This window comes from Leclercia barmai (assembly GCF_049312895.1).
Taxonomy (GTDB): Bacteria; Pseudomonadota; Gammaproteobacteria; order Enterobacterales; family Enterobacteriaceae; genus Enterobacter; species Enterobacter barmai.
In genome coordinates, this window is record NZ_JBMNWZ010000006.1 from 19,581 (window position 1) to 46,107 (window position 26,527).

At 54.6% G+C, this 26,527-nt stretch carries 24 protein-coding genes; 16 read left to right on the plus strand and 8 right to left on the minus strand.

Features of this window, described 5'->3' with window-relative positions:
• Positions 1–8 precede the first annotated feature (8 nt).
• Genes atpB through ACOYA6_RS19205 form a run of 8 tightly spaced genes read left to right on the plus strand, consistent with a single transcriptional unit; the run spans position 9 to position 6,501 of the window.
• Entirely contained in the window at positions 9–824 is an 816-nt protein-coding gene (atpB, locus tag ACOYA6_RS19170) for a F0F1 ATP synthase subunit A (protein ID WP_142487639.1), read from the plus strand.
• 49 nt (positions 825–873) lie between these two features.
• A complete protein-coding gene (gene atpE, locus ACOYA6_RS19175) occupies positions 874–1,113 on the plus strand; it encodes a F0F1 ATP synthase subunit C (RefSeq protein WP_000429386.1) in 240 nt (79 codons plus the stop codon).
• Between the two features lie 52 nt (positions 1,114–1,165).
• On the plus strand, positions 1,166–1,636 hold the full coding sequence (gene atpF, locus ACOYA6_RS19180) for a F0F1 ATP synthase subunit B (protein WP_032615498.1): 471 nt from the start codon (positions 1,166–1,168) through the stop codon (positions 1,634–1,636).
• Positions 1,637–1,650: 14 nt separating this feature from the next.
• A complete protein-coding gene (gene atpH, locus ACOYA6_RS19185; RefSeq protein ID WP_422655214.1) occupies positions 1,651–2,184 on the plus strand; it encodes a F0F1 ATP synthase subunit delta in 534 nt (177 codons plus the stop codon).
• Positions 2,185–2,196: 12 nt separating this feature from the next.
• Positions 2,197–3,738: a F0F1 ATP synthase subunit alpha gene (atpA, locus tag ACOYA6_RS19190; protein ID WP_039032214.1), complete on the plus strand. Its 1,542-nt coding sequence runs from the start codon at positions 2,197–2,199 to the stop codon at positions 3,736–3,738.
• A 50-nt stretch (positions 3,739–3,788) separates the two neighbouring features.
• Positions 3,789–4,652, plus strand: a complete 864-nt coding sequence (atpG, locus tag ACOYA6_RS19195; protein ID WP_039032215.1) for a F0F1 ATP synthase subunit gamma — start codon at positions 3,789–3,791, stop codon at positions 4,650–4,652.
• Positions 4,653–4,678: 26 nt separating this feature from the next.
• Positions 4,679–6,061, plus strand: coding sequence for a F0F1 ATP synthase subunit beta (gene atpD, locus ACOYA6_RS19200; RefSeq protein WP_039032216.1), 1,383 nt, complete (start codon positions 4,679–4,681; stop codon positions 6,059–6,061).
• 20 nt (positions 6,062–6,081) lie between these two features.
• Positions 6,082–6,501 carry a F0F1 ATP synthase subunit epsilon gene (locus tag ACOYA6_RS19205; protein WP_039032217.1) on the plus strand — a complete coding sequence of 140 codons (420 nt, stop codon included), beginning with the start codon at positions 6,082–6,084 and terminating at the stop codon, positions 6,499–6,501.
• Positions 6,502–6,841: 340 nt separating this feature from the next.
• On the opposite strand, the gene ACOYA6_RS19210 is transcribed toward ACOYA6_RS19205, so the two are convergent.
• On the minus strand, positions 6,842–8,932 hold the full coding sequence (locus tag ACOYA6_RS19210) for a right-handed parallel beta-helix repeat-containing protein (RefSeq protein WP_422655215.1): 2,091 nt from the start codon (positions 8,930–8,932) through the stop codon (positions 6,842–6,844).
• Positions 8,933–9,275: 343 nt separating this feature from the next.
• Between ACOYA6_RS19210 and glmU the strand changes: the two genes are divergently transcribed.
• The 7 genes from glmU to phoU all read left to right on the plus strand — a co-directional run bounded on the left by glmU (position 9,276) and on the right by phoU (position 17,542).
• Positions 9,276–10,643 (plus strand): bifunctional UDP-N-acetylglucosamine diphosphorylase/glucosamine-1-phosphate N-acetyltransferase GlmU, encoded by a 1,368-nt coding sequence (glmU, locus tag ACOYA6_RS19215; protein ID WP_223075676.1) that lies wholly within the window; start codon positions 9,276–9,278, stop codon positions 10,641–10,643.
• A gap of 189 nt (positions 10,644–10,832) precedes the next feature.
• Complete coding sequence (gene glmS, locus ACOYA6_RS19220; protein ID WP_039032220.1) at positions 10,833–12,662, plus strand: glutamine--fructose-6-phosphate transaminase (isomerizing); 1,830 nt, start codon at positions 10,833–10,835, stop codon at positions 12,660–12,662.
• 300 nt (positions 12,663–12,962) lie between these two features.
• Positions 12,963–14,003 carry a phosphate ABC transporter substrate-binding protein PstS gene (pstS, locus tag ACOYA6_RS19225; RefSeq protein WP_039032221.1) on the plus strand — a complete coding sequence of 347 codons (1,041 nt, stop codon included), beginning with the start codon at positions 12,963–12,965 and terminating at the stop codon, positions 14,001–14,003.
• Between the two features lie 128 nt (positions 14,004–14,131).
• A complete protein-coding gene (pstC, locus tag ACOYA6_RS19230) occupies positions 14,132–15,091 on the plus strand; it encodes a phosphate ABC transporter permease PstC (RefSeq protein WP_032615515.1) in 960 nt (319 codons plus the stop codon).
• On the plus strand, positions 15,091–15,981 hold the full coding sequence (gene pstA / locus ACOYA6_RS19235) for a phosphate ABC transporter permease PstA (protein ID WP_039032222.1): 891 nt from the start codon (positions 15,091–15,093) through the stop codon (positions 15,979–15,981). The genes pstC and pstA overlap by 1 nt, the downstream gene beginning before the upstream one ends.
• Before the next feature lie 47 nt (positions 15,982–16,028).
• Positions 16,029–16,802 (plus strand): phosphate ABC transporter ATP-binding protein PstB, encoded by a 774-nt coding sequence (gene pstB, locus ACOYA6_RS19240; RefSeq protein WP_039032223.1) that lies wholly within the window; start codon positions 16,029–16,031, stop codon positions 16,800–16,802.
• 14 nt (positions 16,803–16,816) lie between these two features.
• Positions 16,817–17,542: a phosphate signaling complex protein PhoU gene (gene phoU, locus ACOYA6_RS19245; protein ID WP_039032224.1), complete on the plus strand. Its 726-nt coding sequence runs from the start codon at positions 16,817–16,819 to the stop codon at positions 17,540–17,542.
• Positions 17,543–17,632: 90 nt separating this feature from the next.
• Here the strand turns inward: phoU and yieH are convergent, their stop codons facing one another.
• Positions 17,633–18,298, minus strand: a complete 666-nt coding sequence (gene yieH, locus ACOYA6_RS19250) for a 6-phosphogluconate phosphatase (RefSeq protein WP_039032225.1) — start codon at positions 18,296–18,298, stop codon at positions 17,633–17,635.
• Between the two features lie 169 nt (positions 18,299–18,467).
• On the opposite strand from yieH, the gene adeP reads away from it, so the two are divergent.
• Positions 18,468–19,802 (plus strand): adenine permease AdeP, encoded by a 1,335-nt coding sequence (gene adeP / locus ACOYA6_RS19255; RefSeq protein ID WP_138370942.1) that lies wholly within the window; start codon positions 18,468–18,470, stop codon positions 19,800–19,802.
• A gap of 45 nt (positions 19,803–19,847) precedes the next feature.
• Here the strand turns inward: adeP and ACOYA6_RS19260 are convergent, their stop codons facing one another.
• The 6 genes from ACOYA6_RS19260 to tnaA form a co-directional block, all read right to left on the minus strand.
• Positions 19,848–20,414 (minus strand): NADPH-dependent FMN reductase, encoded by a 567-nt coding sequence (locus ACOYA6_RS19260; protein WP_422655216.1) that lies wholly within the window; start codon positions 20,412–20,414, stop codon positions 19,848–19,850.
• A 38-nt stretch (positions 20,415–20,452) separates the two neighbouring features.
• Positions 20,453–21,199, minus strand: a complete 747-nt coding sequence (locus ACOYA6_RS19265; RefSeq protein WP_039032228.1) for a 4'-phosphopantetheinyl transferase family protein — start codon at positions 21,197–21,199, stop codon at positions 20,453–20,455.
• Positions 21,200–21,342: 143 nt separating this feature from the next.
• On the minus strand, positions 21,343–22,305 hold the full coding sequence (gene yidZ, locus ACOYA6_RS19270) for an HTH-type transcriptional regulator YidZ (RefSeq protein ID WP_223075672.1): 963 nt from the start codon (positions 22,303–22,305) through the stop codon (positions 21,343–21,345).
• Entirely contained in the window at positions 22,274–23,449 is a 1,176-nt protein-coding gene (locus ACOYA6_RS19275) for an MFS transporter (protein ID WP_039032230.1), read from the minus strand. The genes yidZ and ACOYA6_RS19275 overlap by 32 nt, the downstream gene beginning before the upstream one ends.
• 113 nt (positions 23,450–23,562) lie before the next feature.
• Complete coding sequence (tnaB, locus tag ACOYA6_RS19280) at positions 23,563–24,819, minus strand: low affinity tryptophan permease TnaB (protein ID WP_072036744.1); 1,257 nt, start codon at positions 24,817–24,819, stop codon at positions 23,563–23,565.
• 85 nt (positions 24,820–24,904) lie between these two features.
• Positions 24,905–26,320: a tryptophanase gene (gene tnaA, locus ACOYA6_RS19285; RefSeq protein WP_138370940.1), complete on the minus strand. Its 1,416-nt coding sequence runs from the start codon at positions 26,318–26,320 to the stop codon at positions 24,905–24,907.
• Positions 26,321–26,527: the final 207 nt, after the last annotated feature.

The window sequence follows — 26,527 nt, forward strand, 5'->3', positions numbered from 1 at the left end:
AAGGCATCATGGCTTCAGAAAATATGACGCCGCAGGATTACATAGGTCACCATCTGAACAACCTTCAGATCGACCTGCGTACATTCTCGCTGGTGGATCCGCATAACCCCCCAGCCACCTTCTGGACGATCAATATCGACTCCATGTTCTTCTCGGTGGTACTGGGTCTGTTGTTCCTGGCCATTTTCCGCGGCGTTGCGAAACGTGCGACCAGCGGCGTTCCAGGGAAATTCCAGACGTTCATCGAAATGATCATCGGCTTCGTCCACGGTAGCGTCAAAGACATGTACCACGGCAAGAGCAAGGTGATTGCACCGCTGGCGCTGACCGTCTTTGTCTGGGTCTTCCTGATGAACCTGATGGACCTGCTGCCGATCGACCTGCTGCCGTTTATCGGCGAGCATATCTTCGGTCTGCCTGCCCTGCGTGTGGTGCCGTCTGCTGACGTGAACATCACCCTGTCTATGGCACTGGGCGTATTCATCCTGATTCTTTTCTACAGCATCAAAATGAAAGGCGTAGGCGGCTTCGTGAAAGAGCTTACCTTGCAGCCGTTCAACCACTGGGCGTTTATTCCGGTCAACCTGATCCTGGAAGGCGTTAGCCTGCTGTCCAAACCGATTTCCCTCGGTCTGCGACTGTTCGGCAACATGTATGCGGGTGAGCTGATTTTCATTCTGATCGCGGGTCTTCTGCCGTGGTGGTCACAGTGGGTTCTGAATGTGCCATGGGCCATTTTCCACATCCTGATCATTACGCTGCAAGCCTTTATCTTCATGGTTCTGACGATCGTCTATCTGTCGATGGCGTCTGAAGAGCACTGATTCTTTACCAACACTACTACGTTTTAACTGAAACAAACTGGAGACTGTCATGGAAAACCTGAATATGGATCTGCTGTACATGGCTGCCGCTGTGATGATGGGTCTGGCGGCTATCGGTGCTGCGATCGGTATCGGCATCCTCGGGGGCAAATTCCTGGAAGGCGCAGCGCGTCAACCGGATCTGATTCCTCTGCTGCGTACTCAGTTCTTTATCGTTATGGGTCTGGTGGATGCTATCCCGATGATCGCTGTAGGTCTGGGTCTGTACGTGATGTTTGCTGTCGCGTAGTAAGTCGTTTAAACCCTAAGCCACAGTTGTAAATTTAAAGAGGTATTGTGCTGTGAACATGAACGCAACAATCCTCGGCCAGGCCATCGCGTTTGTTATCTTTGTCTGGTTCTGCATGAAGTATGTATGGCCGCCTTTAATGGCTGCCATCGAAAAACGTCAGAAAGAAATTTCTGACGGTCTGGCTTCTGCAGAACGCGCTAAGAAAGATTTGGACCTTGCACAGGCCAACGCGACCGACCAGCTGAAAAAAGCGAAAGCGGAAGCCCAGGTAATCATCGAGCAGGCGAACAAACGTCGTTCTCAGATCCTGGACGAAGCGAAAGCTGAAGCAGAACAGGAACGTACTAAAATCGTGACACAAGCGCAGGCAGAAATTGATGCCGAGCGTAAACGTGCTCGCGAAGAGCTGCGTAAGCAGGTCGCGATTCTGGCTGTTGCTGGCGCCGAGAAGATCATCGAACGTTCCGTGGATGAAGCTGCTAACAGCGACATCGTGGACAAACTTGTCGCTGAACTGTAAGGAGGGAGGGGCTGATGTCTGAATTTGTTACGGTAGCTCGCCCCTACGCCAAAGCAGCTTTTGACTTTGCTATCGAACACCAAAATGTCGATCGCTGGCAGAACATGCTGGCGTTTGCCGCTGAGGTAACGAAAAACGAACACATGGCTGAGATGCTTTCTGGCGCCCTGGCGCCTGTAACCCTCGCCGATTCGTTCATCGCCATTTGCGGTGAGCAGCTGGACGCCAACGGCCAGAACCTGATTCGGGTAATGGCTGAAAATGGTCGTTTGAAAGCGCTCCCGGATGTTCTCGAGCAGTTCGAGCACCTGCGTGCCCTCAGTGAAGCCACCGTTGAAGTTCATGTAACTTCTGCGACTGAACTGAGTAACGAACAGCTTGCGAAAATCACCGCCGCGATGGAAAAACGTCTGTCACGCAAAGTGAAGCTGAATTGCAATATCGATAAGTCTGTAATGGCGGGCGTAATCATCCGAGCGGGTGATATGGTCATTGATGGCAGCGTACGCGGCCGTCTTGAGCGCCTTGCAGACGTCTTGCAGTCTTAAGGGGACTGGAGCATGCAACTGAATTCCACCGAAATCAGCGAACTGATCAAGCAGCGCATTGCTCAGTTCAGTGTTGTGAGTGAAGCTCACAACGAAGGTACTATTGTTTCTGTAAGCGACGGTGTTATCCGCATCCACGGCCTGGCCGATTGTATGCAGGGTGAAATGATCTCCCTGCCGGGTAACCGTTACGCTATCGCACTGAACCTGGAGCGCGACTCCGTAGGTGCAGTTGTGATGGGTCCGTATGCTGACCTCGCCGAAGGCATGAAGGTTAAGTGTACTGGCCGTATTCTTGAAGTTCCAGTTGGCCGTGGCCTGCTGGGTCGCGTGGTGAACACCCTGGGTGCACCAATCGACGGTAAAGGCCCGGTTGATAACGATGGCTTCTCGCCAATCGAAGTTATCGCACCAGGCGTAATCGACCGTCAGTCCGTCGACCAGCCGGTTCAGACCGGTTATAAATCCGTCGACGCCATGATCCCAATCGGCCGTGGCCAGCGTGAGCTGATCATCGGTGACCGTCAGACCGGTAAAACCGCGATGGCAATCGATGCGATCATCAACCAGCGCGATTCCGGCATCAAATGTGTGTACGTGGCTATCGGCCAGAAAGCGTCCACCATTTCTAACGTGGTTCGTAAACTGGAAGAGCACGGCGCGCTGTCCAACACCATCGTTGTTGTGGCGACCGCTTCTGAATCTGCTGCACTGCAATACCTGGCACCGTATGCCGGTTGCGCAATGGGCGAATACTTCCGTGACCGCGGTGAAGATGCACTGATCGTTTATGATGACCTGTCTAAACAGGCCGTTGCTTACCGTCAGGTTTCCCTGCTGCTCCGTCGTCCACCAGGACGTGAAGCATTCCCGGGCGACGTATTCTATCTGCACTCCCGTCTGCTGGAGCGTGCATCCCGCGTTAACGCGGAATACGTTGAGAACTTCACCAAAGGTGCAGTGAAAGGCCAAACCGGTTCTCTGACCGCGCTGCCAATCATTGAAACCCAGGCGGGTGACGTTTCTGCGTTCGTTCCGACCAACGTAATCTCCATTACCGATGGTCAGATCTTCCTGGAAACCAACCTGTTTAACTCCGGTATTCGTCCGGCGGTTAACCCGGGTATCTCCGTATCCCGTGTTGGTGGTGCAGCGCAGACCAAGATCATCAAGAAACTGTCCGGTGGTATCCGTACCGCGCTGGCACAGTATCGTGAACTGGCAGCGTTCTCCCAGTTTGCATCCGACCTTGACGATGCAACCCGTAAACAGCTTGACCACGGTCAGAAAGTGACCGAACTGCTGAAACAGAAACAGTATGCCCCGATGTCAGTCGCACAGCAGGGTCTGGTACTGTTCGCAGCAGAACGTGGTTATCTGGGGGATGTAGAACTGGCGAAAATCGGTAGCTTCGAAGCCGCTCTGCTGGCTTACGCTGACCGTGACCATGCTTCACTGATGCAAGAGATTAACCAGTCCGGTGGCTATAACGACGAAATCGAAGGCAAGCTGAAGAGCCTGCTCGATTCCTTCAAAGCAACCCAGTCCTGGTAACGTCTGGCGGTCTGTCTTAGGGCAGACCGCAAGGCATTGAGGAGAAGCTCATGGCCGGCGCAAAAGAGATACGTAGTAAGATCGCAAGCGTCCAGAACACGCAAAAGATCACTAAAGCGATGGAGATGGTCGCCGCTTCCAAAATGCGTAAATCGCAGGAGCGTATGGCGGCCAGCCGTCCTTATGCAGATACCATGCGCAAAGTGATTGGTCACCTTGCGAGCGGTAATCTGGAATATAAGCACCCTTACCTGGAAGAACGCGACGTTAAGCGCGTGGGCTACCTGGTGGTGTCGACCGACCGTGGTTTGTGCGGCGGCTTGAACATTAACCTGTTCAAAAAGCTGCTGGCGGATATGAAAGCTTGGTCCGATAAAGGCGTTCAGAGCGATATCGCGATGATCGGCTCTAAGGGCGTCTCTTTCTTTAATTCCGTAGGTGGCAATATTGTCGCCCAGGTGACCGGTATGGGTGATAACCCGTCCCTGTCCGAACTGATCGGCCCGGTTAAAGTGATGTTGCAGGCCTATGATGAAGGCCGTCTGGACAGGCTGTACGTTGTCAGCAACAAATTTATTAACACCATGTCTCAGGCTCCGACCCTCACTCAGCTGCTGCCGTTACCGGCGTCAGACGAGCCAGAGTTGAAGCATAAATCCTGGGATTACCTGTATGAACCGGATCCAAAACCGCTGCTGGATACCCTGCTGCGTCGTTATGTTGAATCCCAGGTTTATCAGGGCGTGGTAGAAAACCTGGCCAGCGAGCAGGCCGCACGTATGGTGGCGATGAAAGCCGCGACCGACAATGGCGGCAGCCTGATTAAAGAGCTGCAGTTGGTATACAACAAAGCTCGTCAGGCCAGCATTACTCAGGAACTCACCGAGATCGTCGGTGGTGCATCCGCGGTATAACCAGGTTAATTCGTAGAGGATTCAAGATGGCTACTGGAAAAATTGTCCAGGTAATCGGCGCCGTGGTTGACGTCGAATTCCCTCAGGATGCCGTACCGCGCGTGTACGATGCTCTTGAGGTTCAGAATGGTAATGAGAGCCTGGTGCTGGAAGTTCAGCAGCAGCTCGGCGGCGGTATCGTGCGTACCATCGCCATGGGTTCTTCCGACGGTCTGCGTCGTGGTCTGGAAGTTAAAGACCTCGAACACCCAATCGAAGTACCAGTAGGTAAAGCAACCCTGGGTCGTATCATGAACGTCCTGGGTCAGCCGATCGACATGAAAGGCGATATCGGCGAAGAAGAGCGTTGGGCTATCCACCGCGCAGCACCTTCCTACGAAGAGCTGTCAAGCTCTCAGGAACTGCTGGAAACCGGCATCAAAGTTATCGACCTGATGTGTCCGTTTGCGAAGGGCGGTAAAGTTGGTCTGTTCGGTGGTGCGGGTGTAGGTAAAACCGTAAACATGATGGAGCTGATCCGTAACATCGCGATCGAGCACTCCGGTTACTCCGTGTTTGCAGGCGTGGGTGAGCGTACTCGTGAGGGTAACGACTTCTACCACGAAATGACCGACTCCAACGTTCTGGACAAAGTATCCCTGGTTTACGGCCAGATGAACGAGCCACCAGGAAACCGTCTGCGCGTTGCGCTGACCGGTCTGACCATGGCTGAGAAGTTCCGTGACGAAGGTCGTGACGTACTGCTGTTCGTTGACAACATCTACCGTTATACCCTGGCCGGTACGGAAGTATCCGCACTGCTGGGTCGTATGCCTTCTGCGGTAGGTTATCAGCCAACGCTGGCGGAAGAGATGGGTGTTCTTCAGGAACGTATCACCTCTACCAAAACCGGTTCTATTACCTCCGTTCAGGCGGTATACGTACCTGCGGATGACCTGACTGACCCCTCTCCAGCAACCACCTTTGCTCACTTAGATGCAACCGTGGTACTGAGCCGTCAGATCGCGTCTCTGGGTATCTACCCGGCCGTTGACCCGCTGGACTCCACCAGCCGTCAGCTGGATCCTCTGGTCGTTGGTCAGGAACACTACGACACCGCGCGTGGCGTACAGTCCCTGCTGCAGCGTTATCAGGAACTGAAAGACATCATCGCCATCCTGGGTATGGATGAACTGTCTGAAGAAGACAAACTGGTGGTAGCACGTGCGCGTAAGATCCAGCGCTTCCTGTCCCAGCCGTTCTTCGTAGCAGAAGTATTTACCGGTTCCCCGGGCAAATACGTTGCGCTGAAAGACACCATCCGTGGCTTTAAAGGCATCATGGAAGGCGAATACGATCACCTGCCGGAGCAGGCGTTCTATATGGTGGGTTCCATCGACGAAGCCGTGGAAAAAGCCAAAAAACTTTAACGCCTTAATCGGAGGGTGATATGGCAATGACTTACCACCTGGACGTCGTCAGCGCAGAGCAACAAATGTTCTCTGGTCTGGTCGAGAAAATCCAGGTAACGGGTAGCGAAGGTGAACTGGGTATTTTCCCGGGTCACGCCCCGCTGCTCACCGCCATTAAGCCTGGTATGATCCGCATCGTTAAACAGTTCGGTCATGAAGAGTTTATCTATCTGTCTGGCGGCATTATTGAAGTGCAGCCTGGCAGCGTGACCGTACTGGCTGATACCGCAATTCGTGGCCAGGATCTCGACGAAGCGCGAGCTCTGGAATCGAAGCGTAAAGCAGAAGAGCACATTAAGAGCTCTCATGGCGACGTGGATTACGCTCAGGCGTCTGCAGAGCTGGCCAAAGCGATCGCGAAACTGCGCGTTATCGAGTTGACCAAAAAAGCGATGTAACACCGGCTTGAAAGTACGAAAGCCAGTCTGGTCTCCAGACTGGCTTTTTTTATGGTTCCGTTTCACTAAAATTGAAACTAAAACGATGTTTTATTATTTTGTGATTTACGTCACAAAAAGATTGATCGGCGAAATGGTCAGGAGTAGACTTAGTTTTGTGATGAATATCACAAAACTGAACTCCAAAAATATCAGGATGCCATCATGAAAACCATCAACAAAATCATCGCCCTTTTCAGCAACATGAACGTCTCTTTCGGTACGTTCAATAACTAAGTGCTGATATGCCGGGTGGCGCCACGCTTACCGTAGTGTGATAAGCGAAGCGCCTCTCTGGCGATTACATTTTTACCTGCGTTTTATCCAGTTCCTTCCCGTCACTGTTCACGCTTTTACCCTTCGCAATAAAATAGTTCGTGTTATCAACGGTTCCCATCACCGCATCGTCATACTCGCCAGGCTTATTTCGAATCGACAGGTTGCCGGTAAAGATTCCCTGGGTTGAGACATCTCCGTACGGGCTCGGGCGGAAGAGATAGTTGAAACGCTGGTTATCCACCGCGATGTTGTTCTCTACCACCAGCTTGCCGGGGTTAAAGTTATCGGTGAAACCGTCCAGATGATTGCCCGTGGCTTTGCTGTTGCGGATCTGGTGCGCCACCGGCTGCCCTTCCCCGCCGAGCTTAAAGCCGTTACTGGTGTTATTGCTGGCCACCGAGTTCTCGATCACCACCACGCCGTTTGCGCCATCTTCAATCTTGTTGAACAGATCAAAACCGTCGTCGATATTATCGTGGGCATAGCAACGCTCCAGCCGGTTACCTTCCCCGACCCGCATCTTCACCGCAAAGCCATCGGCGTTAATCTTGCCGGGATCCTCATTGGCATAAGATTCGGAATCCACGACCCGGTTGTAGCTCGCCCATAGTGGCCGGCCGATCTTCTCCGGAGAGGAGATCTGGATCCCGGTGTCGTCATTGCGGTATGCCGTGACGCGCTCGATCAGGTTATGGCTGCCCTGGACGCGCAGGCTTTTCCCGGTGACGTCGATACCCTTGATATGCCAGTAGCTGGCATCCAGCAGCAGACCGTGGATCACCACTTTCCCGTCAGCCTCCAGCGTTTTGAGCTTGTCGTGGGTGCCGCTGGCAGAGAGCGGGATTTCGCTGCGCGGGTAATCGCCGCTTTTTAGCATCAGTTTGCCGCCGGGTGCCACCAGCGTGATGGCGGTGGCGAGATCCAGTGGCGCATCGGCTGTGCCTTTCGCATCTGCTTTTCCTTCCGGGGCGACGTACAGCAGCGCCGTATCTCTGTCCGCAACGCGTTCCACGGTAAGTTGCTGATTTACGGATTTTCCGTCAGCAGGGGTGAAGGTCAGCGTAAAGGTGCTGGTCTGCTCAACGCGGGCTGGCAGGGTATACATCTCACCCGCTTTCACCGCTTTCTCATTACCGATCACCACTTCGTTTTGTATTACGCTGAATACCCCGTCCTCATTGGCCCGGGCCTGCAGCAGATAATCTGGCGAAGTACTCACGGTGCCGGACGCCAGCTGCACCACGACCGGCAGCGGCTCTGCCTGCCAAGGCGCGGAAGGCACGGTATGGGCGCTGGTGGTGGTCAGCGAGGCGTTAGTCACCGTAATTTTGGCATTGCGGGACGCAAAGAAGCCGACGTAATAATGATCCTTGTTTTGCACCGAAATCAGGTCGGCGCGCGGCACGCTCTTGCTGACCCAGGCGTCGCTGTCCAGCGGAGCCCAGGCGGTAATAAACCCGTCGTCGGTTCGCTGGAGTTTGAGACGAAACTCTGGTGTCTGGCTCAGGTCCACCTCTTCCTTGTAACTCTGTTTTTTAATCGCGGCCCCGGCATCTCCCCAGGGATGGCTGATCCCCTCCCGGGTGATGGCCTGCAGCTTCACCCGCTGATGATCTTTTTTATCCTGGGTCATGATGGCGTTCATCACCTGGTTCGATGCCGCCGGGAACTCTTCATAGCCGGTTTTCAGCGGCTCCTGACGCGGGTTGCCGAGGACATCGCGTACCAGCAGCCCGGCGCCTTCCTGCGCGGCGGGTTTTGCGCCGTTCTCCGGTCCAAACTGGTCGACCCGAATGTTGGCCTGCAACACGAAATTCTCGCTCGCAGGTAACTCGGTATAGAAAAAGGTTAATCCGTCGTGGGAGTTGGCGATTTTGCCGCCCCGACTTTCCAGGGTAATGGCTTTTGCCAGATCGGCGCTCTCCTGCACGGAAAGCTTTTTCCCGTCGATGGTGACATCGTTAGTGCCGATTTTTTCGGGCAGGACGTTCGAGGAAAAATTCAGATCCGTTGATTGCCCAAAGGCAATGGCTTTCCAGACATGCGGTTGTTCCGTTGCCATCGCGGAAAAGGCGCTACACATCATCAGGGCCAGAGGTATTGTAGACTTCATCTTATTCTCCTGAGTAATAATTGAGCGCTATTATCAACAGAATAAAACGGTGTTTCTTTTTTACGCGTCACACATTCAGATAATTAAAACAGCGTTTTGGTTACGGAAGGCTTTATTTCTGCAGCGAAAAAATCACTAACATGCTGTGAGGGCTGGAGACTTCGCTAAAGGAGGCTATATTTCACAGGCAAAGCCCCTTAATTTGCGGTAAAAAGAACCTTTATAACGCCCGAAGCAGGCGACATTGCGCGCTTTACCGCCACTCCATTTTATGGCGCAAAATATGTAGAATTTTCAACGCCAAAGGGTTTTACTTTTCACTCAAATTACAGTCAGGACGTGTATGTTGAACACTGCAATGAGCGTGGTCATTCTTGCCGCAGGCAAAGGCACCCGCATGTATTCCGATCTTCCTAAAGTGCTGCACACCCTGGCAGGGAAAGCGATGGTGCAGCATGTTATTGATGCCGCTAATGAAATGGGCGCGAGCCAGGTGCATCTGGTTTACGGCCACGGCGGTGATCTGCTGAAGCAGACGCTGCGTGATGACAAGCTCAACTGGGTGCTGCAGGCTGAACAGCTGGGTACCGGCCACGCCATGCAGCAGGCCGCCCCGTTCTTCTCCGACGACGAAGACATTCTGATGCTCTACGGCGACGTGCCGCTGATCTCCGTCGAGACGCTGGTTCGCCTGCGTGCCGCGAAGCCGCAGGGCGGCATTGGCCTGCTGACCGTCAAGCTGGACGATCCGTCCGGGTATGGCCGTATCACGCGTGAAAACGGCAAAGTGACGGGCATTGTCGAGCATAAAGATGCCACCGATGCGCAGCGTGAAATCCAGGAAATTAACACCGGTATTCTGATCGCCAACGGCGCAGACATGAAGCGCTGGCTGTCGCAGTTGAACAATAACAACGCCCAGGGCGAGTTCTACATCACCGATATCATCGCGATGGCGTATCAGGAAGGGCGTGAGATCGTTGCCGTTCATCCGGCGCGCATCAGCGAAACGGACGGCGTGAATAACCGCCTCCAGCTTTCCCGTCTTGAACGTATTTACCAGTCCGAGCAGGCTGAAAAACTGCTGCTGGCTGGGGTTATGCTGCGCGATCCGTCGCGTTTCGATCTGCGTGGGGTGCTTAACCACGGGCGCGACGTCGAAATCGATACTAACGTTATTCTGGAAGGCAACGTAACGCTGGGTAGCCGCGTCAAAATCGGTACCGGTTGCGTGATCAAAAACAGCGTGATTGGCGATGACTGCGAAATCAGCCCGTACAGCGTGGTGGAAGATGCCCATCTGGAAGCCGCCTGCACCATTGGGCCTTTTGCCCGTCTGCGTCCGGGCGCTGAGCTGCTGGAAGGCGCACACGTCGGCAACTTCGTTGAAATGAAAAAAGCGCGTCTGGGCAAAGGCTCCAAAGCCGGGCACCTGACCTATCTGGGCGATGCGGAGATCGGCGACAACGTTAATATTGGCGCGGGCACCATCACCTGTAACTACGATGGCGCAAACAAGTTTAAAACCATCATCGGTGACGACGTGTTTGTGGGTTCAGATTCCCAGCTGGTGGCGCCAGTGACCATCGGTAAAGGGGTCACCATTGCCGCCGGGACCACCGTCACCCGCAATGTGGCGGATAACGAACTGGTGATCAGCCGTGTGCCGCAGGTGCACAAGCAGGGCTGGAAACGTCCGGTGAAGAAGTAAGATTTTTGTAGGCCTGATAAGGCGTAGCTGCATCAGGCAGACAGGGTTGAGGGGATAACATAATCCCCCGCCCAAAGGCAGTAACTAAAAATATAACCCCACTCTCTACAAGGCTCGGGGCGCCCGTAAAACGGGCAAAACAGGTCAGCGACAACGCATGGCATAATGCCAAAATCAGGAAATCTAACTATGTGTGGAATTGTTGGCGCAGTCGCGCAGCGTGATATTGCTGAAATCCTTCTCGAAGGGTTACGTCGTCTGGAATACCGTGGCTATGACTCTGCCGGTCTGGCAGTGGTGGATGCCGAAGGGAATATGACCCGTCTGCGTCGTCTCGGTAAAGTAAACATGCTGGCGCAGGCCGCAGAAGAGAACCCGCTGCACGGTGGTACAGGCATTGCCCATACCCGCTGGGCGACCCACGGTGAACCTTCGGAAGGCAACGCGCACCCGCACGTCTCTGAACACATTGTGGTGGTGCATAACGGCATCATCGAAAACCACGAACCGCTGCGCGAAGCGCTTACCGAGCGTGGTTATACCTTCGTCTCTGAAACCGACACCGAAGTGATCGCCCACCTGGTTCACTGGGAGCTGGAGCAGGGCGGTACGCTGCGTGAAGCCGTACTGCGCGCCATCCCACAGCTGCGCGGCGCCTACGGCACCGTGATCATGGACAGCCGCGATCCGTCCACCCTGCTGGCAGCCCGCTCTGGCAGCCCTATGGTGATTGGTCTGGGGATGGGTGAGAACTTTATCGCTTCCGATCAGCTGGCGCTGCTGCCGGTGACCCGTCGCTTTATCTTCATGGAAGAGGGCGATATTGCGGAAGTGACCCGTCGCGACGTTAAAATCTTTGATAAATCTGGCGCGCCGGTAAAACGTCAGGATATCGAATCCAACCTGCAGTACGACGCGGGCGACAAAGGCGCTTACCGTCACTACATGCAGAAAGAGATTTACGAACAGCCGAACGCCATCAAAAACACCCTGACCGGGCGCATCAGCCACGGTGAAGTGGATCTGAGCGAGCTGGGCGCTAACGCCAACGAAATGCTGGCAAACGTTGAGCACATTCAGATCGTGGCCTGCGGCACCTCCTACAACTCCGGTATGGTTTCCCGCTACTGGTTCGAAGCCCTGGCTGGCGTACCCTGTGATGTGGAGATCGCCTCTGAATTCCGCTATCGCAAATCGGCCGTGCGTCGTAACAGCCTGATGATCACCCTGTCTCAGTCCGGCGAAACAGCTGATACCCTGGCGGCGCTGCGTCTGTCTAAAGAGCTGGGTTATCTGGGCTCGCTGGCAATCTGTAACGTGCCGGGCTCCTCGCTGGTGCGTGAATCCGACCTGGCGCTGATGACCAAAGCCGGCACCGAAATCGGCGTGGCCTCCACCAAAGCGTTCACCACCCAGCTGACGGTACTGCTGATGCTGGTGGCGAAACTGGCCCGTCTGAAAGGCCAGGATGCGGCGATTGAGCATGACATCGTTCATGGTCTGCAGGCGCTGCCAAGCCGTATTGAGCAGATGCTCTCCCAGGATAAGCGCATTGAAGCCCTGGCGGAAGATTTCTCCGACAAGCATCACGCTCTGTTCCTCGGACGTGGCGATCAGTATCCGATTGCCCTGGAAGGCGCGCTGAAGCTCAAAGAGATCTCCTATATCCACGCAGAAGCCTATGCGGCAGGCGAGCTGAAGCACGGCCCGCTGGCGCTGATCGACGCGGATATGCCGGTTATTGTTGTGGCACCGAATAACGAACTGCTGGAAAAACTGAAGTCCAACATCGAAGAAGTGCGTGCCCGTGGCGGTGTGCTGTATGTCTTCGCCGATAGCGATGCCGGCTTTACCAGCAGCGACAACATGCACATCATCGAGATGCCGCATGTGGAAGAGGTGATTGCGCCAATCTTCTATACCGTTCCGCTGCAGCTGCTGGCCTACCACGTCGCGCTGATCAAAGGCACCGACGTCGACCAGCCGCGTAACCTGGCGAAGTCCGTGACCGTAGAGTAATCCCTTCAGGCTCCACCTTCGGGTGGAGCTTTTTTATCCGCTTTATCCCGCCTTTTTTAATGACAAACTGTCATCTTCAGCTAACTTTTTCAGTGTCACAGAAAGAAAGTTTTTCTGAAATCTTAATGTCATAATGATGCTCAAGATGCTGATATTAAAGAGTTATTTTAATATTCCCAAAGCGAAATTCTCGCTGTCATAAAACTGTCATAATTCGTACATTTATCTGTCACCTCTTTGTCCTATTTTGCTCATCGTAGCCACTAAACAACGATTTACGAAAATCTTGCAGGAGACATTATGAAAGTTATGCGTACCACTGTCGCAACTGTTGTCGCCGCGACCTTATCGATGAGCGCGTTCTCTGTGTTTGCAGAGGCAAGCCTGACTGGCGCTGGTGCAACCTTCCCTGCGCCGGTGTATGCCAAATGGGCTGATACCTACCAGAAAGAGACTGGTAACAAGGTGAACTACCAGGGTATCGGCTCCTCCGGTGGCGTTAAACAAATTACCGCAAATACCGTTGATTTCGGCGCATCTGACGCTCCGCTGTCTGATGAAAAACTGACGCAGGAAGGCCTGTTCCAGTTCCCGACCGTTATCGGTGGTGTTGTGCTGGCGGTGAATATCCCTGGCCTGAAGTCCGGCGAGCTGGTGCTCGATGGCAAAACCCTGGGTGATATCTACCTCGGCAAAATCAAAAAATGGGATGACGAAGCCATCACTAAACTGAACCCGGGCGTGAAACTGCCTTCGCAGAACATCGCTGTGGTTCGTCGTGCTGACGGCTCCGGTACCTCCTTCGTCTTCACCAGCTACCTGGCGAAAGTGAACGAAGAGTGGAAATCCAAAGTCGGTTCTGGCTCTACCGTTAACTGGCCGACCGGTCTGGGCGGTAAAGGTAACGACGGTATCGCCGCGTTCGTACAGCGTCTGCCTGGCTCAATCGGCTACGTAGAATACGCTTACGCCAAGCAGAACAACCTGGCCTACACCAAACTGGTTTCTGCCGACGGCAAACCTGTCAGCCCGACCGAAGAGAACTTTGCTAACGCTGCCAAAGGCGCTGACTGGAGCAAATCTTTCGCTCAGGATCTGACGAACCAGAAAGGCGAAGACGCATGGCCAATCACCTCTACCACCTTCATCCTGGTCCACAAAGATCAGAAGAAGCCAGAGCAGGGCGCTGAAGTGCTGAAGTTCTTCGACTGGGCATACAAAAACGGCGGCAAACAGGCTAATGACCTGGACTACGCCAGCCTGCCGGACAGCGTGGTTGAGCAGATTCGTGCTGCATGGAAAACCAACGTGAAAGACAGCAGCGGTAAAGCGCTGTACTAACAGGATATTTTTGACGAAGATGGCGGGTGGCGCTAACGCTAACCCGCCCTACGGTTCCGACTGTAGGCCCGGTAAGCGCCAGCGCCACCGGGCATATTCGTAAGACGTCTCAAACAGAAGAGTAATTTATGGCTGCAACCAAGCCTGCATTTAACCCTCCGGGTAAAAAAGGTGACATGATTTTCAGCGCGCTGGTAAAACTGGCTGCGCTGATTGTGCTATTGCTGCTGGGCGGCATTATCGTGTCCCTGATTTTCTCCTCCTGGCCGAGCATCCAGAAATTTGGTTTCTCCTTCCTGTGGACCAAAGAGTGGGATGCGCCGAACGATATCTACGGTGCGCTGGTACCGATCTACGGCACGCTGGTTACCTCGTTTATCGCCCTGCTGATTGCAGTGCCGGTGAGCTTCGGTATCGCCCTGTTCCTGACCGAACTGGCGCCGAACTGGCTGAAGCGTCCGCTCGGTATCGCCATTGAGCTGCTGGCGGCGATCCCAAGTATCGTTTACGGCATGTGGGGCCTGTTTATTTTTGCCCCGCTGTTTGCGACCTACTTCCAGGAGCCGGTGGGCAACGTCCTTTCCGCTATCCCGTTCGTGGGCGCCCTGTTCTCCGGTCCGGCTTTCGGTATCGGCATCCTGGCGGCAGGCGTGATCCTCGCCATCATGATTATTCCGTACATTGCGGCGGTTATGCGCGATGTCTTTGAACAGACCCCGGTGATGATGAAAGAGTCGGCCTACGGTATCGGCTGCACCACCTGGGAAGTTATCTGGCGTATCGTCCTGCCGTTCACCAAAAATGGGGTGATCGGCGGCATTATGCTGGGTCTGGGTCGTGCGCTGGGTGAAACCATGGCGGTGACCTTTATCATCGGTAATACCTACCAGCTCGACAGCGCCTCGCTCTATATGCCGGGTAACAGCATCACCTCGGCGCTGGCTAACGAATTCGCCGAAGCAGAATCCGGCCTGCACGTTGCTGCGCTGATGGAGCTGGGCTTGATTCTGTTTGTTATCACCTTCATCGTTCTGGCGATCTCTAAAGTGATGATCATGCGCCTGGCGAAAAATGAGGGGGCACGCTGATGGCTACGCTCGAAATGCAAAATACCGTGGCGCTGGCGGAATCCCGCCGCAAAATGCAGGCAAAACGCCGCATGAAAAACCGCCTCGCCCTGACGCTCTCCATGGCGACCATGGCATTTGGTCTGTTCTGGCTGATCTGGATTTTGTTCTCCACGGTGACGCGCGGTATCGACGGTATGTCCCTGGCGCTGTTCACCGAGATGACGCCGCCGCCGAATACGGCGGGTGGCGGTCTGGCTAACGCCCTGGCGGGCAGCGGCCTGCTGATCCTCTGGGCGACCGTCTTCGGCACGCCGCTTGGCATCATGGCGGGGATTTATCTGGCGGAGTACGGCCGTAAATCCTGGATTGCGGAGGTGATTCGTTTCATCAACGACATCCTGCTCTCTGCCCCATCGATTGTGGTCGGCCTGTTCGTTTACACCATCGTAGTGGCGCAGATGGAACACTTCTCCGGCTGGGCGGGCGTGATTGCGCTGGCGCTGCTGCAGGTGCCTATCGTCATCCGTACCACCGAGAACATGCTGAAACTGGTGCCGGACAGCCTGCGTGAAGCGGCCTACGCGCTGGGCACGCCAAAGTGGAAGATGATTTCTGCCATCACCCTGAAAGCCTCCGTCTCGGGGATCCTGACAGGCGTGCTGCTGGCCGTTGCCCGTATCGCCGGTGAAACGGCCCCGCTGCTCTTCACCGCGCTCTCCAACCAGTTCTGGAGCACGGACATGATGCAGCCGATCGCCAACCTGCCGGTGACGATCTTTAAATTTGCGATGAGCCCGTTTGCCGAATGGCAGTCACTGGCCTGGGCCGGGGTACTGATTATTACCCTGTGCGTACTGTTACTGAACATTCTGGCGCGCGTTATTTTCGCGAAGAAGAAACACGGTTAATTATTGACGGCGTGGCACTCTGCGGCGCCGGATGAGGAAATGAGTCAATGAGTATGGTTGATACTGCCCCGGGTATTCTTTCGGTTCGTGATCTGAACTTTTACTACGGTAAGTTCCATGCCCTGAAGAACATCAATCTGGATATTGCCAAAAACCAGGTAACGGCGTTTATCGGTCCGTCTGGCTGCGGTAAGTCCACGCTGCTGCGTACCTTTAACAAAATGTATTCGCTCTATCCGGAGCAGCGCGCCGAAGGCGAAATCCTGCTGGATGGCGACAATATTCTTACCAATACCCAGGATATCGCCCTACTGCGCGCGAAAGTGGGTATGGTGTTCCAGAAACCGACGCCGTTCCCGATGTCCATTTATGACAACATCGCTTTTGGTGTGCGCCTGTTTGAGAAGCTCTCCCGCGCCGATATGGATGAGCGCGTGCAGTGGGCGTTGACCAAGGCCGCATTATGGAACGAAACCAAAGATAAACTTCACCAGAGCGGGTACTCTCTCTCCGGTGGTCAGCAGCAGCGTCTGTGCATTGCGCGCGGTATCGCTATCCGTCCTGAAGTGTTGCTGCTGGATGAGCCGTGCTCAGCGCTGGACCCGATCTCCACCGGGCGTATCGAAGAGCTGATCACCGAGCTGAAAGCGGATTACACCGTGGTGATCGTGACGCACAACATGCAGCAGGCTGCCCGTTGTTCCGACCACACTGCATTTATGTACCTGGGCGAGTTGATTGAGTTCAGTAAAACGGACGACCTGTTCACCAAGCCTGCGAAGAAACAAACAGAAGACTACATCACCGGACGCTACGGCTGATTCAGGAGTGCGCAATGGATAATCTCAATCTTAATAAACACATTTCCGGCCAGTTTAACGCCGAGCTGGAAAGTATCCGCACCCAGGTGATGACCATGGGCGGTATGGTAGAGCAGCAGCTCTCTGACGCGATCACCGCGATGCACAACCAGGACAGCGAGCTGGCGAAGCGCGTGGTGGAAGGCGACAAAAACGTCAACATGATGGAAGTCGCTATCGATGAGGCCTGCGTGCGCATTATCGCCAAGCGTCAGCCAACGGCGAGCGACCTGCGTCTGGTTATGGCGATCATCAAAACCATCGCCGAGCTGGAACGTATTGGCGACGTGGCGGACAAAATCTGCCGTACTGCGCTGGAAAAATTCTCCCAGCAGCACCAGCCGCTGCTGGTGAGCCTGGAGTCGCTGGGCCGCCACACCGTGCAGATGCTGCATGACGTGCTGGATGCCTTTGCGCGTATGGATCTGGATGAAGCGGTGCGTATTTACCGCGAAGACAAGAAAGTCGACCAGGAATATGAAGGCATTGTGCGTCAGCTGATGACCTACATGATGGAAGACACGCGTACCATTCCAAGCGTACTGACCGCGCTGTTCTGCGCTCGCTCTATCGAGCGTATCGGTGACCGTTGCCAGAACATCTGCGAATACATCTTCTACTTCGTGAAGGGGCAGGATTTCCGTCACGTCGGCGGGGATGAACTGGATAAAATGCTCGCGGGTAAAGATCCGAAAGAGTAACTTGCTTTAACATGCCCGGCGGCGCTGCGCTAACCGGGCTGACATCATTCACAGGCCGGATAAGCGCTAACGCTATCCGGCTTTGTTTTTTTAGCGGGTGATATTCCAGCCGCGCGCTTTCCACAGTTCCGGCAGCTGCGCCAGCTCGGTGAAGACAGTGACCTTTGGATGGTCGAGCGGCGGGTTGTGCGGATCGGCACAGAAGTAGAATACCTCCATGCCTGCGGCGATCCCCGCCTGCGCGCCTGCGCTGGAGTCATCCACCAGGATGCAGTTCTCCACGTTGACGTTCATCGCTTTCGCCGCATGGAACATCATCGCCGGATCCGGCTTCCAGCGCTGGATATCGTAACCGCTGAACAGTTTTTCCGGGAAATGGTGCAGCATCTGCAGTTTGCCAAGGGAGTGCTGCATTTTGCTGACCGGGCCGTTAGAGACCACGCACATCGGCACCGCCATGGCATCCAGCAGGGTGTTCGCACCTGCGATGACTTCCAGTTCGGAGTCGAAAAGGCGTGCGACCTCGGCGCGGTAAACAGGCTCCAGATCCGCTTTCGCGAGGCTAACGCCGTGTTCAGCGTTGATGATGTCGATGATCTCGTAGAGCTTCACGCCCTTAAAGCGTTTGAACGTCTCTTCAAGATCGAGCGTGATACCAAATTCCTGGAACATGGTGACATACGCCCGGGAACAGATGACCTCACTGTCGACCAGCGTACCGTCGCAGTCGAAAAATACCGCTTCAATCTGAGACATGCATTTCCCTTTTTTTAACAAGTTTAACGTTTACGTACCACATAACGTTGAGACGCAATCGTTGCCGTATAAGCAAATTCAATGAAAAAAAGTGCCTCTCAACCGCCCTTATTGTCGCATTTTGGTATAGGATAGCGACGGATTTTCCCTCCTTGTTCGGAAATAGATGATGAGTCAACAACACACTACCCAGTCTTCTGGCGCGGGTTTGCTTGAGCGCGTGTTTAAACTGCGCGAACACGGCACGACGGCACGCACCGAAGTGATCGCCGGTTTCACTACCTTCCTGACGATGGTCTATATCGTTTTCGTGAACCCACAAATTCTGGGCGTTGCTGGCATGGATACCAGCGCCGTCTTCGTGACTACCTGTCTTATCGCCGCCTTCGGCAGCATCCTGATGGGGCTTTTCGCTAACCTGCCGGTTGCGCTGGCACCGGCGATGGGTCTGAACGCCTTCTTCGCCTTCGTCGTGGTTCAGGCGATGGGCCTGCCGTGGCAGGTGGGCATGGGGGCTATCTTCTGGGGCGCCGTCGGTCTGCTGATCCTGACCATTTTCCGCGTGCGTTACTGGATGATTGCCAATATCCCGGTCAGCCTGCGCGTGGGCATCACCAGCGGTATCGGCCTGTTCATCGGCATGATGGGACTGAAAAACGCCGGTGTGATCGTGGCGAACCCGGAAACGCTGGTCAGCATCGGTAAACTGACCTCCCACAGCGTGCTGCTGGGGGTGCTGGGCTTCTTCATCATCGCTATTCTGGCCTCGCGTAATATCCACGCGGCGGTGCTGGTGTCGATCATCGTCACCACCCTGCTGGGCTGGATGCTGGGCGACGTGCACTATAACGGCATCGTCTCCGCGCCGCCGAGCGTCACCACGGTGATTGGCCATGTCGATCTGGCGGGCTCGCTGAACCTGGGTCTGGCTGGAGTGATCTTCTCCTTCATGCTGGTGAACCTGTTTGACTCCTCCGGTACGCTGATTGGCGTGACCGACAAAGCCGGTCTGGCGGATGAAAAAGGCAAATTCCCGCGCATGAAGCAGGCGCTGTTCGTGGACAGTATCTCCTCCGTGACCGGCTCCTTTATCGGTACATCCTCTGTAACCGCCTACATCGAATCTTCTTCCGGGGTTTCGGTCGGTGGCCGTACCGGTCTGACCGCGGTGGTTGTCGGTCTGCTGTTCCTGCTGGTGATCTTCCTCTCTCCGCTGGCCGGTATGGTGCCGCCATACGCTGCCGCCGGTGCGCTGATCTACGTGGGCGTGCTGATGACCTCCAGCCTGGCGCGCGTGAAGTGGGATGACCTGACCGAAGCGGTTCCGGCCTTTATTACCGCGGTAATGATGCCGTTCAGCTTCTCCATTACCGAAGGGATTGCGCTGGGCTTTATCTCTTACTGTGTGATGAAAGCGGGTACCGGACGCTGGCGTGAGATCAGCCCGTGCGTGATGGTCGTTGCGCTGCTGTTCATTCTGAAGATTGCGTTTATTGATGCCTGATAAAAGCAAAACGGCAACCCGAGGGGTTGCCGTTTTTAATGTGCCTTACGCTTTAACCCGCTGAATATACTTCCCGAATGCGCTCAGCTGGCCGCTCAGATGATCCAGCGTGCTCTGGTCAACAACTTCACCCGTCTGTGGGTCGACCTTGTTCTGAATCACGCCCCCCATAAATTCCGGCTTGTTCATCACCATCGCATCCAGGAACACCAGGATCTGACGCAGGTGATACTGGCAACGCGCGCCGCCGATCGCCCCCATTGAGCTGGTCTGGATCAGCACCGGTTTACCCGCCAGCGGCTGTTCCGGCAGGCGAGAGAGCCAGTCAATGGCGTTCTTTAAGCCTCCCGGCACGGAATAGTTATATTCCGGGGTGACAATCACCACGCCGTCTGCCTGGCGGATCTGCTCTGCCAGCGTTTCTACCGCAGCCGGGAATCCCTCTTCCTGCTGCACATCCGCGTCGTACAGCGGAATATCACCGATCGACGGCAGGGCGGTAATTTCCATCCCCTCGGGTGCCAGCTTCGGTAGGGTGCGGGCAACCATCCCGTTAAATGAACCCTTGCGCAGGCTTCCCAGTAACGTAACAACATTCAACGTATCAGACATCACTACTCCTTCTTCATCATGATGGCCCTGCTGAAGGGTCAGGTGAGGATAATCGCTTTTTCCGCCGGTAGACTGGTCAGCCGCATCAGGCGAGCCGCCGGTTCGTTGGCGCGGGCGGGAACGTCCGGCAGGCTTTGCCATCCAAGGCGCCCGTCGAACTCCCAGATTTTTAGTCTTTCAATGGCCGGGGTGACGGCAATCGACCAGATCAGCACGTCTTCGGCGTCGCTTAAGGCTTCGACCTGCGCGGCTCTGGAGGCCCGCAGACGACCGGAGCCCGGTAACAGTTGCAGCAGGCTGGCGCAGTCGTTGGCCTCGCCTGACAGCTTACGGATGCACTGGCGCAGGGTAATCAGCTGCGCTCTGGCTTCATTGGGGTCGTTCTGATTACGCACCCATAAGTTCTCGTTGCTGGACAGCGGGTAGGTGTCATGCGCGTGGGTACCATCCAGGCTGCGAATGGTTCGCTGCAGCTCCATATCCAGACCGCAGTCGCCCTCGGTGGTCAGCACCAGGCCCACGATATTGCCGGCATAGGCAATGGAAAAACGGGGAAGCTCTGGATCGGCAAACACCGGGCGACCCTCAGGTTCGGTAATCACTTCCGGCAGCTCGCTGGTGCCGTACAGCATAAACATCAGCTCCGCGAGCAGCGCCCGGGAGGCCAAAAAACGTATTCGACGATGTTCAGGAAGCTTTCGCGCTTCGTTGTGGCAGGATGGCGAGAGCCTGGTCGAAACCACCCATCCCTCGGTCAGCGTCCCTCTTGCAAAATGCGTAGCCATTTTTCACTCCATGATAATGGTTAGTCGTCAGGTTAAACGGTTACATGATTATCGCTTAACTTGCTTACTGTTTTAATGGCTAAATGGGGGTAATGGAAGTTTTGCGGCGGAACTTTACATTTTCTTAGCCAAAAACCAGACATTTAGCGCAACGGCGAACCATACAGCGCCTTAATGGTTTCTCTCAGCCAGAGGGTTTTGGGGTTGTGGCTGTTACGCTTATGCCAGATCAGGGTAAAAGGCACGGTGAGCTTTTGCGCCTGCGCTTCATCAATGGGGATCGGCAGGGTAACCAGCTTACGCTGGTGAAGCTGATTATAGTGATGGCAGTAGTGCGGTGCCGTCGCAATGTAGTTATGGCCCGGCTGCGCCGCCATAAACATCGACTGCTCGAATCCGGGCAAGCTCATGGCGATATTACGCGTCCGCCCCATCTCTCTCAGCACCTCATCCAGCGCCCAGGTGTCGCTACGCTCCCAGAAAATGCTGATATGCGGATAGCGCAGGAACGTCTCCAGGTTCCACTCTTCCTGGAGGGCCGGGTGATCCTCGCGCAGATAGACGCACGGACGGTCGCTGAACAGAATTTCGTAATCAAGAAACCACGGCATCAGCTTCAGCAATTCGCGTGAGCGGGGGTGCGTTTCACGCCCGGTAAAACCGAGGTCGACCTCTCCGCGGGTAATAGCGTCCAGCGAATCGTAATCCCAGTGGCGCATCTTCACGGTCGCCTGGGGATAACGCTGATTCACCTGCTCCAGCAGGGCGTTAAAGCGGATCAGCATCAGCGGCGTTTCTGCCGCCAGCTCAAAGGTCAGGCCGCCGGGGGAGTCATGGTGGAATTTATCGAGGATCTGATTGCCAATCTGCATCCAGTCGGCCAGATCCTGCTCCAGACTCACCGTCAGCGGGGTTGGCAGCAGCCCCAGCGGGGTCTTCACAAACAGCGGATCGTCGAACCAGTCGCGCAGCTTCGCCAGCGATTTACTCACCGCGGACGGCGTGACGTTCATCCGTTTCGCGGCTTTGGTGACGCTGCGCTCCTGCAGCAAAAGCTGCAGGCACAACAACAGGTTAAGATCGAGATTGCTGAGGGGCTTCTTCATGTTGCGCTGCGGGCCGAATGACCATAAGTAGGATGATGCAGAGCATGCTACAGCCAATCAGAACCCCGATCAGCATATTCAATGCATTCAGCCCAATTATTGCTGCCAGCCAAATCCACAGCGATGAGCCGCAAACCTGAGTGATGCCCAGCACCGAACTGGCCACGCCCGCGCGCAGCGCAAACGGGCCTAACGCCTGGCTCATCGCCACGCCAAAGCCCACCGAGAACCCGGCGCAAATCAGGGTGATACCTGCCAGCATCAGGGCTGATGAGCTGGCGGTCGCCAGAAGCATGCCTGCCGCCAGGAACAGCACCTGAGAGGTGAGCATCAGCGTGCGCTGGCTGAAGATATTCAGCGCAAACGGCGTCGAGAAGGATACGGCCATGCTGACCAGGGCGGTTAACGCCATCACCGTGGAATATTCCCCGCGATCAAAACCCATGATTTCCATTAATAACACCGGGGAAACGTTTACATAGGTCAGGATCACCGCCACGCTCAGGGTGGTGATCAGCAACCGGCTGATGAAGAAGCGGTTGAGCAGCTTCTCTTCCGGCGGCACCGACGCGGCATGGCCCCGGTTTTGTGCCCCGGGATGGGTCTCTTTCAGCACCGCGATCGACAGGATAAAGACCAGCATCCCCATTGCCGCCATCGTCCAGAACAGGCTCTGCCACGGAAATTGCAGCATGATCAGGTAGCCCACCACCGGCGCCAGCACCGGGATAATGCAGGTGATGCCGTTCATCATGGAGAGCACTTTGGCGCGGCGCTGGGTGCTTAAGGTATCGCGCAAAATCGCAAAGGCCACCACGTAGCAACCGCCCGCGCCGATGCCCTGGATAAAGCGCCCGGACAGGAACAGCGTGCTCTCCTGCGCCATTGAACAGAGCACCGAGGCGAGGGCGAAAATCACGGCACCGGTAATGGCGATGGGCTGTCGCCCGGCTTTGTCGGCAATCTTTCCGGCAAACACCATCGATGACGCCATCCCCGCAAGGTAGGCTGAAAACGCGATATGCAGCTGCGCTTCGCTGGCGCCCAGATCCCGGGCGATGTGCGGCAGCCCCACCAGATACATATCAATGCCTGATGGATAAAGCAGCACCAGCGCAAAACTACAAAACAGAAAACGAGCCATAAAACCCCCATAAATGCAGGCAAGAAGAATAGGGGGAGAGAGCGTTATTAGCGAGTTGCCATTTGGACAAAGGTGATTTCCTTGCAGGAAATCACCTCAGAAAAGGGGCGGGCTCAACCAAAGCGCGGCAGGAAATTAAAGACATTGCCGAACCAGCAAACAATGACCGCGACCCCGAACAGGATCACCAGCGAGGGGATCATCATCCCGCCCCAGACGGTAAACATCTTATTCGGGAACTTCTTTCGCGCTTTCAACGCCAGAACCGCTGGGATAATCACCGCCCAGATGGTCGCACATAACCCTGCGCCGCCAATACCGTAGATAAACCCGTTCGGGAAGATCAGGTACAAAATCGTAGGGGGCAGGAAGGTCAGCATGACTGTTTTCAGACGACCTGACGGGGAATTGTCGAGCTTAAAGAGGTCGGCAAGATAGTCGAATAACCCCAATGTGACGCCAAAGAAGGAGCTGGCCACCGCTAAATTGGAGAAAACCAGTAAGCAAAATTCGATAACCCCGTGCTGACGGGTGCCGAGGAAGGATTTCACCAGTGAATCGACGTTGCCCCCTGACGAGATGATCTCGTTGAAGCTGTCGCGGGTAATATTCCCCATCGTGCAGTACAGCCAGAACAGGTAGATAAATAGCGCCAGCAGCGAGCCAAACACCAGGCTTTTGATCAGCTTATCTTTCCGCTTGCCATAGCAGATGATGAGACTGGGAATGTTGCCATGAAAACCAAAGGATGCCAGACAGACGGGCAGGGCCATAAAGATATAGGGGAAGTAGGAGTTGTTGCTGGCTGAGGTGACGTTGATATCTCTTAATATCGAGTAGTCAACCTGGAAGAAAAAAGAGCCAAATACAACGATAAAGGCGATGATCTTAATGCCTAAAAACAGCGAGGTAATTCTGCTGGCGGCTAATGAGCTAAACCACAATACGGCGGCGACAAACAGCGCTGTACTGACACCCACAATGCGGGGATTGACGTGAGTCCCCTGATTCATGGCGATGGTTTCGCTGATTATTGCGCCGTTGGCGGAGATATAGGCATACGTCAGGATATAAAGAACAAATGCAACCGTTAACCCGCTAACTATATTCCACTTATTGCCAATCAGATCTTTGGTGACCGTATTAAAACTTGAGCCGACAGGATAATTTAAATTTGCTTCCAGTAATAACAGCCCGGAGTGAAGCATCGAAAACCAGGCAATAATTAAAATAAACGCGCCCCAAAAAAACCACGCCCCTGCCAAATCCACGGGTAAAGCAAACATCCCCCCGCCAATAACCGTACCTGCTATAACCATGACACCCCACACCGAGGAGTGTTTAGTCTCTAACTCTAAAGTCTGTTCCATGGTGCCCCCATCAATGTGGCAAGCTTGACGTTGTTAATCGTTTTTTGCGGGTGGCTAAAGTTATTTAGCCACCCGGGGAGAGACGTTAAACTTCTTTGAGTTTTGCAGTGAAGTGGCGTAATACTTTCGGTTCGTAGGTAAAGGTTAATCCCTTAATATTCATCGCATTTTCTTTAACGTGCTTAAAGGCTTCGACGATGAAATCCATATGGGATTGCGTGTAGGTTGCGCGCGGAATGGTTAAACGCAGCAACTCTGCCGGGCAGGGTAACTGTTTGCCGGTTTTCGGATCGCGGCCTAACAGGAACGAACCGATTTCAACTGCGCGAATACCTGCGACTTTATAGAGCTCACAGGCCAGCGCCTGCGCCGGGAACTGCTCTGCCGGAATATGCGGCAACAGCTTGCCCGCATCCACAAAGGCAGCATGGCCGCCCGCCTGCTGGCAAACCACGCCGATGGCTTCCAGACCGTCGACCAGGTATTGCACCTGATTAATGCGGTATGCCAGCCAGTCCTGGCCCATACCGTCATGCAGGCCGACAGCCAGACGCTCCATGGCGCCCCCTTCAAGACCGCCGTAGGTTGGGAAGCCTTCCTGAACGACGCATAAGGTTCTGCACTCGGTATAGACGTCGAAGTAGTCGTCATTCTTGATGCACAGCAGCCCACCCATCGGCACCATGGCATCTTTTTTCGCCGACATGGCCAGCATATCCGCATACTTGTAGGTTTCGCGGGTAATCTCGGCGATGGTCCAGTCTTTATATTCCGCCTCACGTTTTTGAATGAAGTACGCGTTTTCAGCGAAGCGTGCGGAATCCATGACCACCGGGATATCGTATTTTCTGGCAATTGCATACATTGCCTTCAGGTTCGCCAGTGACACCGGCTGCCCACCGGCGGAGTTGCTGGTGATGGTCGCGACAATATAAGGCACATTGCTCGCACCCACTTCCTCGATGCCGTTTTCCAGACCCTGCAGGTCAAAGTTACCTTTAAAATCGTAACGGACGCCGGTATCAAAGGCTTCCTTGATATAGACGTTGCGCACGGTGCAGCCGTTTATCTGGCTGTGGCCCTGGGTGGTATCAAAGAAGTAGTTTGAGAAGGCGACCATCTTCGAGCGGTCTAAACCCTTTTCCTGCTCGCGTTTTTTGATTAAGACAGGAATATAGATCTGCTCCGCGCCGCGTCCCTGATGGGTTGGGATGGTATATTGATAGCCGAAAATCTCATTCACGGCGTTGGACAGCGCATAGTAGCTGCGGCTTCCGCTATAGGCTTCGTCACCGCGCAGCATGGCGGCCTGCATATTTTGGGTGACCGCACCGGTGCCGCTGTCGGTCAGTAAATCAATAAACACGTCTTCGCTATCCAGCAGGAACGGGTTCATGCCTGATTTAATAATAGCGTTTTCGCGATGCTCCCTTGTGGTACGTTTAACCGGCTCAATAACTCTGATGCGAAATGGCTCTGGTAAATGTTTGAAGTTTTCCATTATATAATTCCTGTTTTTATCGCAGCGGTGCTGGTGGTTATTTTAAATAACCATAAATAGCGGCAAGCCTGAGCCCGATATAACGCCACGCAGTCGCGGGAATAATTCTCACCAACACAGACGTGCAGAGGCGCTATTGCGGTTTTACAAGCGCAATGATTTCAGGCATACCGGATAAATAGAGTGTTAGTCTATTCAGGTTGCATA

Coding starts and splice junctions, on each gene's coding strand:
- pstS (WP_039032221.1), top strand. CDS start 12,963: ATGAAAGTTATGCGTACCACTGTCGCAACTGTTGTCGCCGCGACCTTA.
- tnaA (WP_138370940.1), bottom strand. CDS start 26,320: ATGGAAAACTTCAAACATTTACCAGAGCCATTTCGCATCAGAGTTATT.
- glmU (WP_223075676.1), top strand. CDS start 9,276: ATGTTGAACACTGCAATGAGCGTGGTCATTCTTGCCGCAGGCAAAGGC.
- ACOYA6_RS19205 (WP_039032217.1), top strand. CDS start 6,082: ATGGCAATGACTTACCACCTGGACGTCGTCAGCGCAGAGCAACAAATG.
- ACOYA6_RS19260 (WP_422655216.1), bottom strand. CDS start 20,414: ATGTCTGATACGTTGAATGTTGTTACGTTACTGGGAAGCCTGCGCAAG.
- adeP (WP_138370942.1), top strand. CDS start 18,468: ATGAGTCAACAACACACTACCCAGTCTTCTGGCGCGGGTTTGCTTGAG.
- pstB (WP_039032223.1), top strand. CDS start 16,029: ATGAGTATGGTTGATACTGCCCCGGGTATTCTTTCGGTTCGTGATCTG.
- ACOYA6_RS19210 (WP_422655215.1), bottom strand. CDS start 8,932: ATGAAGTCTACAATACCTCTGGCCCTGATGATGTGTAGCGCCTTTTCC.
- pstC (WP_032615515.1), top strand. CDS start 14,132: ATGGCTGCAACCAAGCCTGCATTTAACCCTCCGGGTAAAAAAGGTGAC.
- atpG (WP_039032215.1), top strand. CDS start 3,789: ATGGCCGGCGCAAAAGAGATACGTAGTAAGATCGCAAGCGTCCAGAAC.
- ACOYA6_RS19275 (WP_039032230.1), bottom strand. CDS start 23,449: ATGGCTCGTTTTCTGTTTTGTAGTTTTGCGCTGGTGCTGCTTTATCCA.
- atpE (WP_000429386.1), top strand. CDS start 874: ATGGAAAACCTGAATATGGATCTGCTGTACATGGCTGCCGCTGTGATG.
- yidZ (WP_223075672.1), bottom strand. CDS start 22,305: ATGAAGAAGCCCCTCAGCAATCTCGATCTTAACCTGTTGTTGTGCCTG.
- atpD (WP_039032216.1), top strand. CDS start 4,679: ATGGCTACTGGAAAAATTGTCCAGGTAATCGGCGCCGTGGTTGACGTC.
- atpH (WP_422655214.1), top strand. CDS start 1,651: ATGTCTGAATTTGTTACGGTAGCTCGCCCCTACGCCAAAGCAGCTTTT.
- yieH (WP_039032225.1), bottom strand. CDS start 18,298: ATGTCTCAGATTGAAGCGGTATTTTTCGACTGCGACGGTACGCTGGTC.
- ACOYA6_RS19265 (WP_039032228.1), bottom strand. CDS start 21,199: ATGGCTACGCATTTTGCAAGAGGGACGCTGACCGAGGGATGGGTGGTT.
- tnaB (WP_072036744.1), bottom strand. CDS start 24,819: ATGGAACAGACTTTAGAGTTAGAGACTAAACACTCCTCGGTGTGGGGT.
- atpA (WP_039032214.1), top strand. CDS start 2,197: ATGCAACTGAATTCCACCGAAATCAGCGAACTGATCAAGCAGCGCATT.
- phoU (WP_039032224.1), top strand. CDS start 16,817: ATGGATAATCTCAATCTTAATAAACACATTTCCGGCCAGTTTAACGCC.
- pstA (WP_039032222.1), top strand. CDS start 15,091: ATGGCTACGCTCGAAATGCAAAATACCGTGGCGCTGGCGGAATCCCGC.
- atpB (WP_142487639.1), top strand. CDS start 9: ATGGCTTCAGAAAATATGACGCCGCAGGATTACATAGGTCACCATCTG.
- glmS (WP_039032220.1), top strand. CDS start 10,833: ATGTGTGGAATTGTTGGCGCAGTCGCGCAGCGTGATATTGCTGAAATC.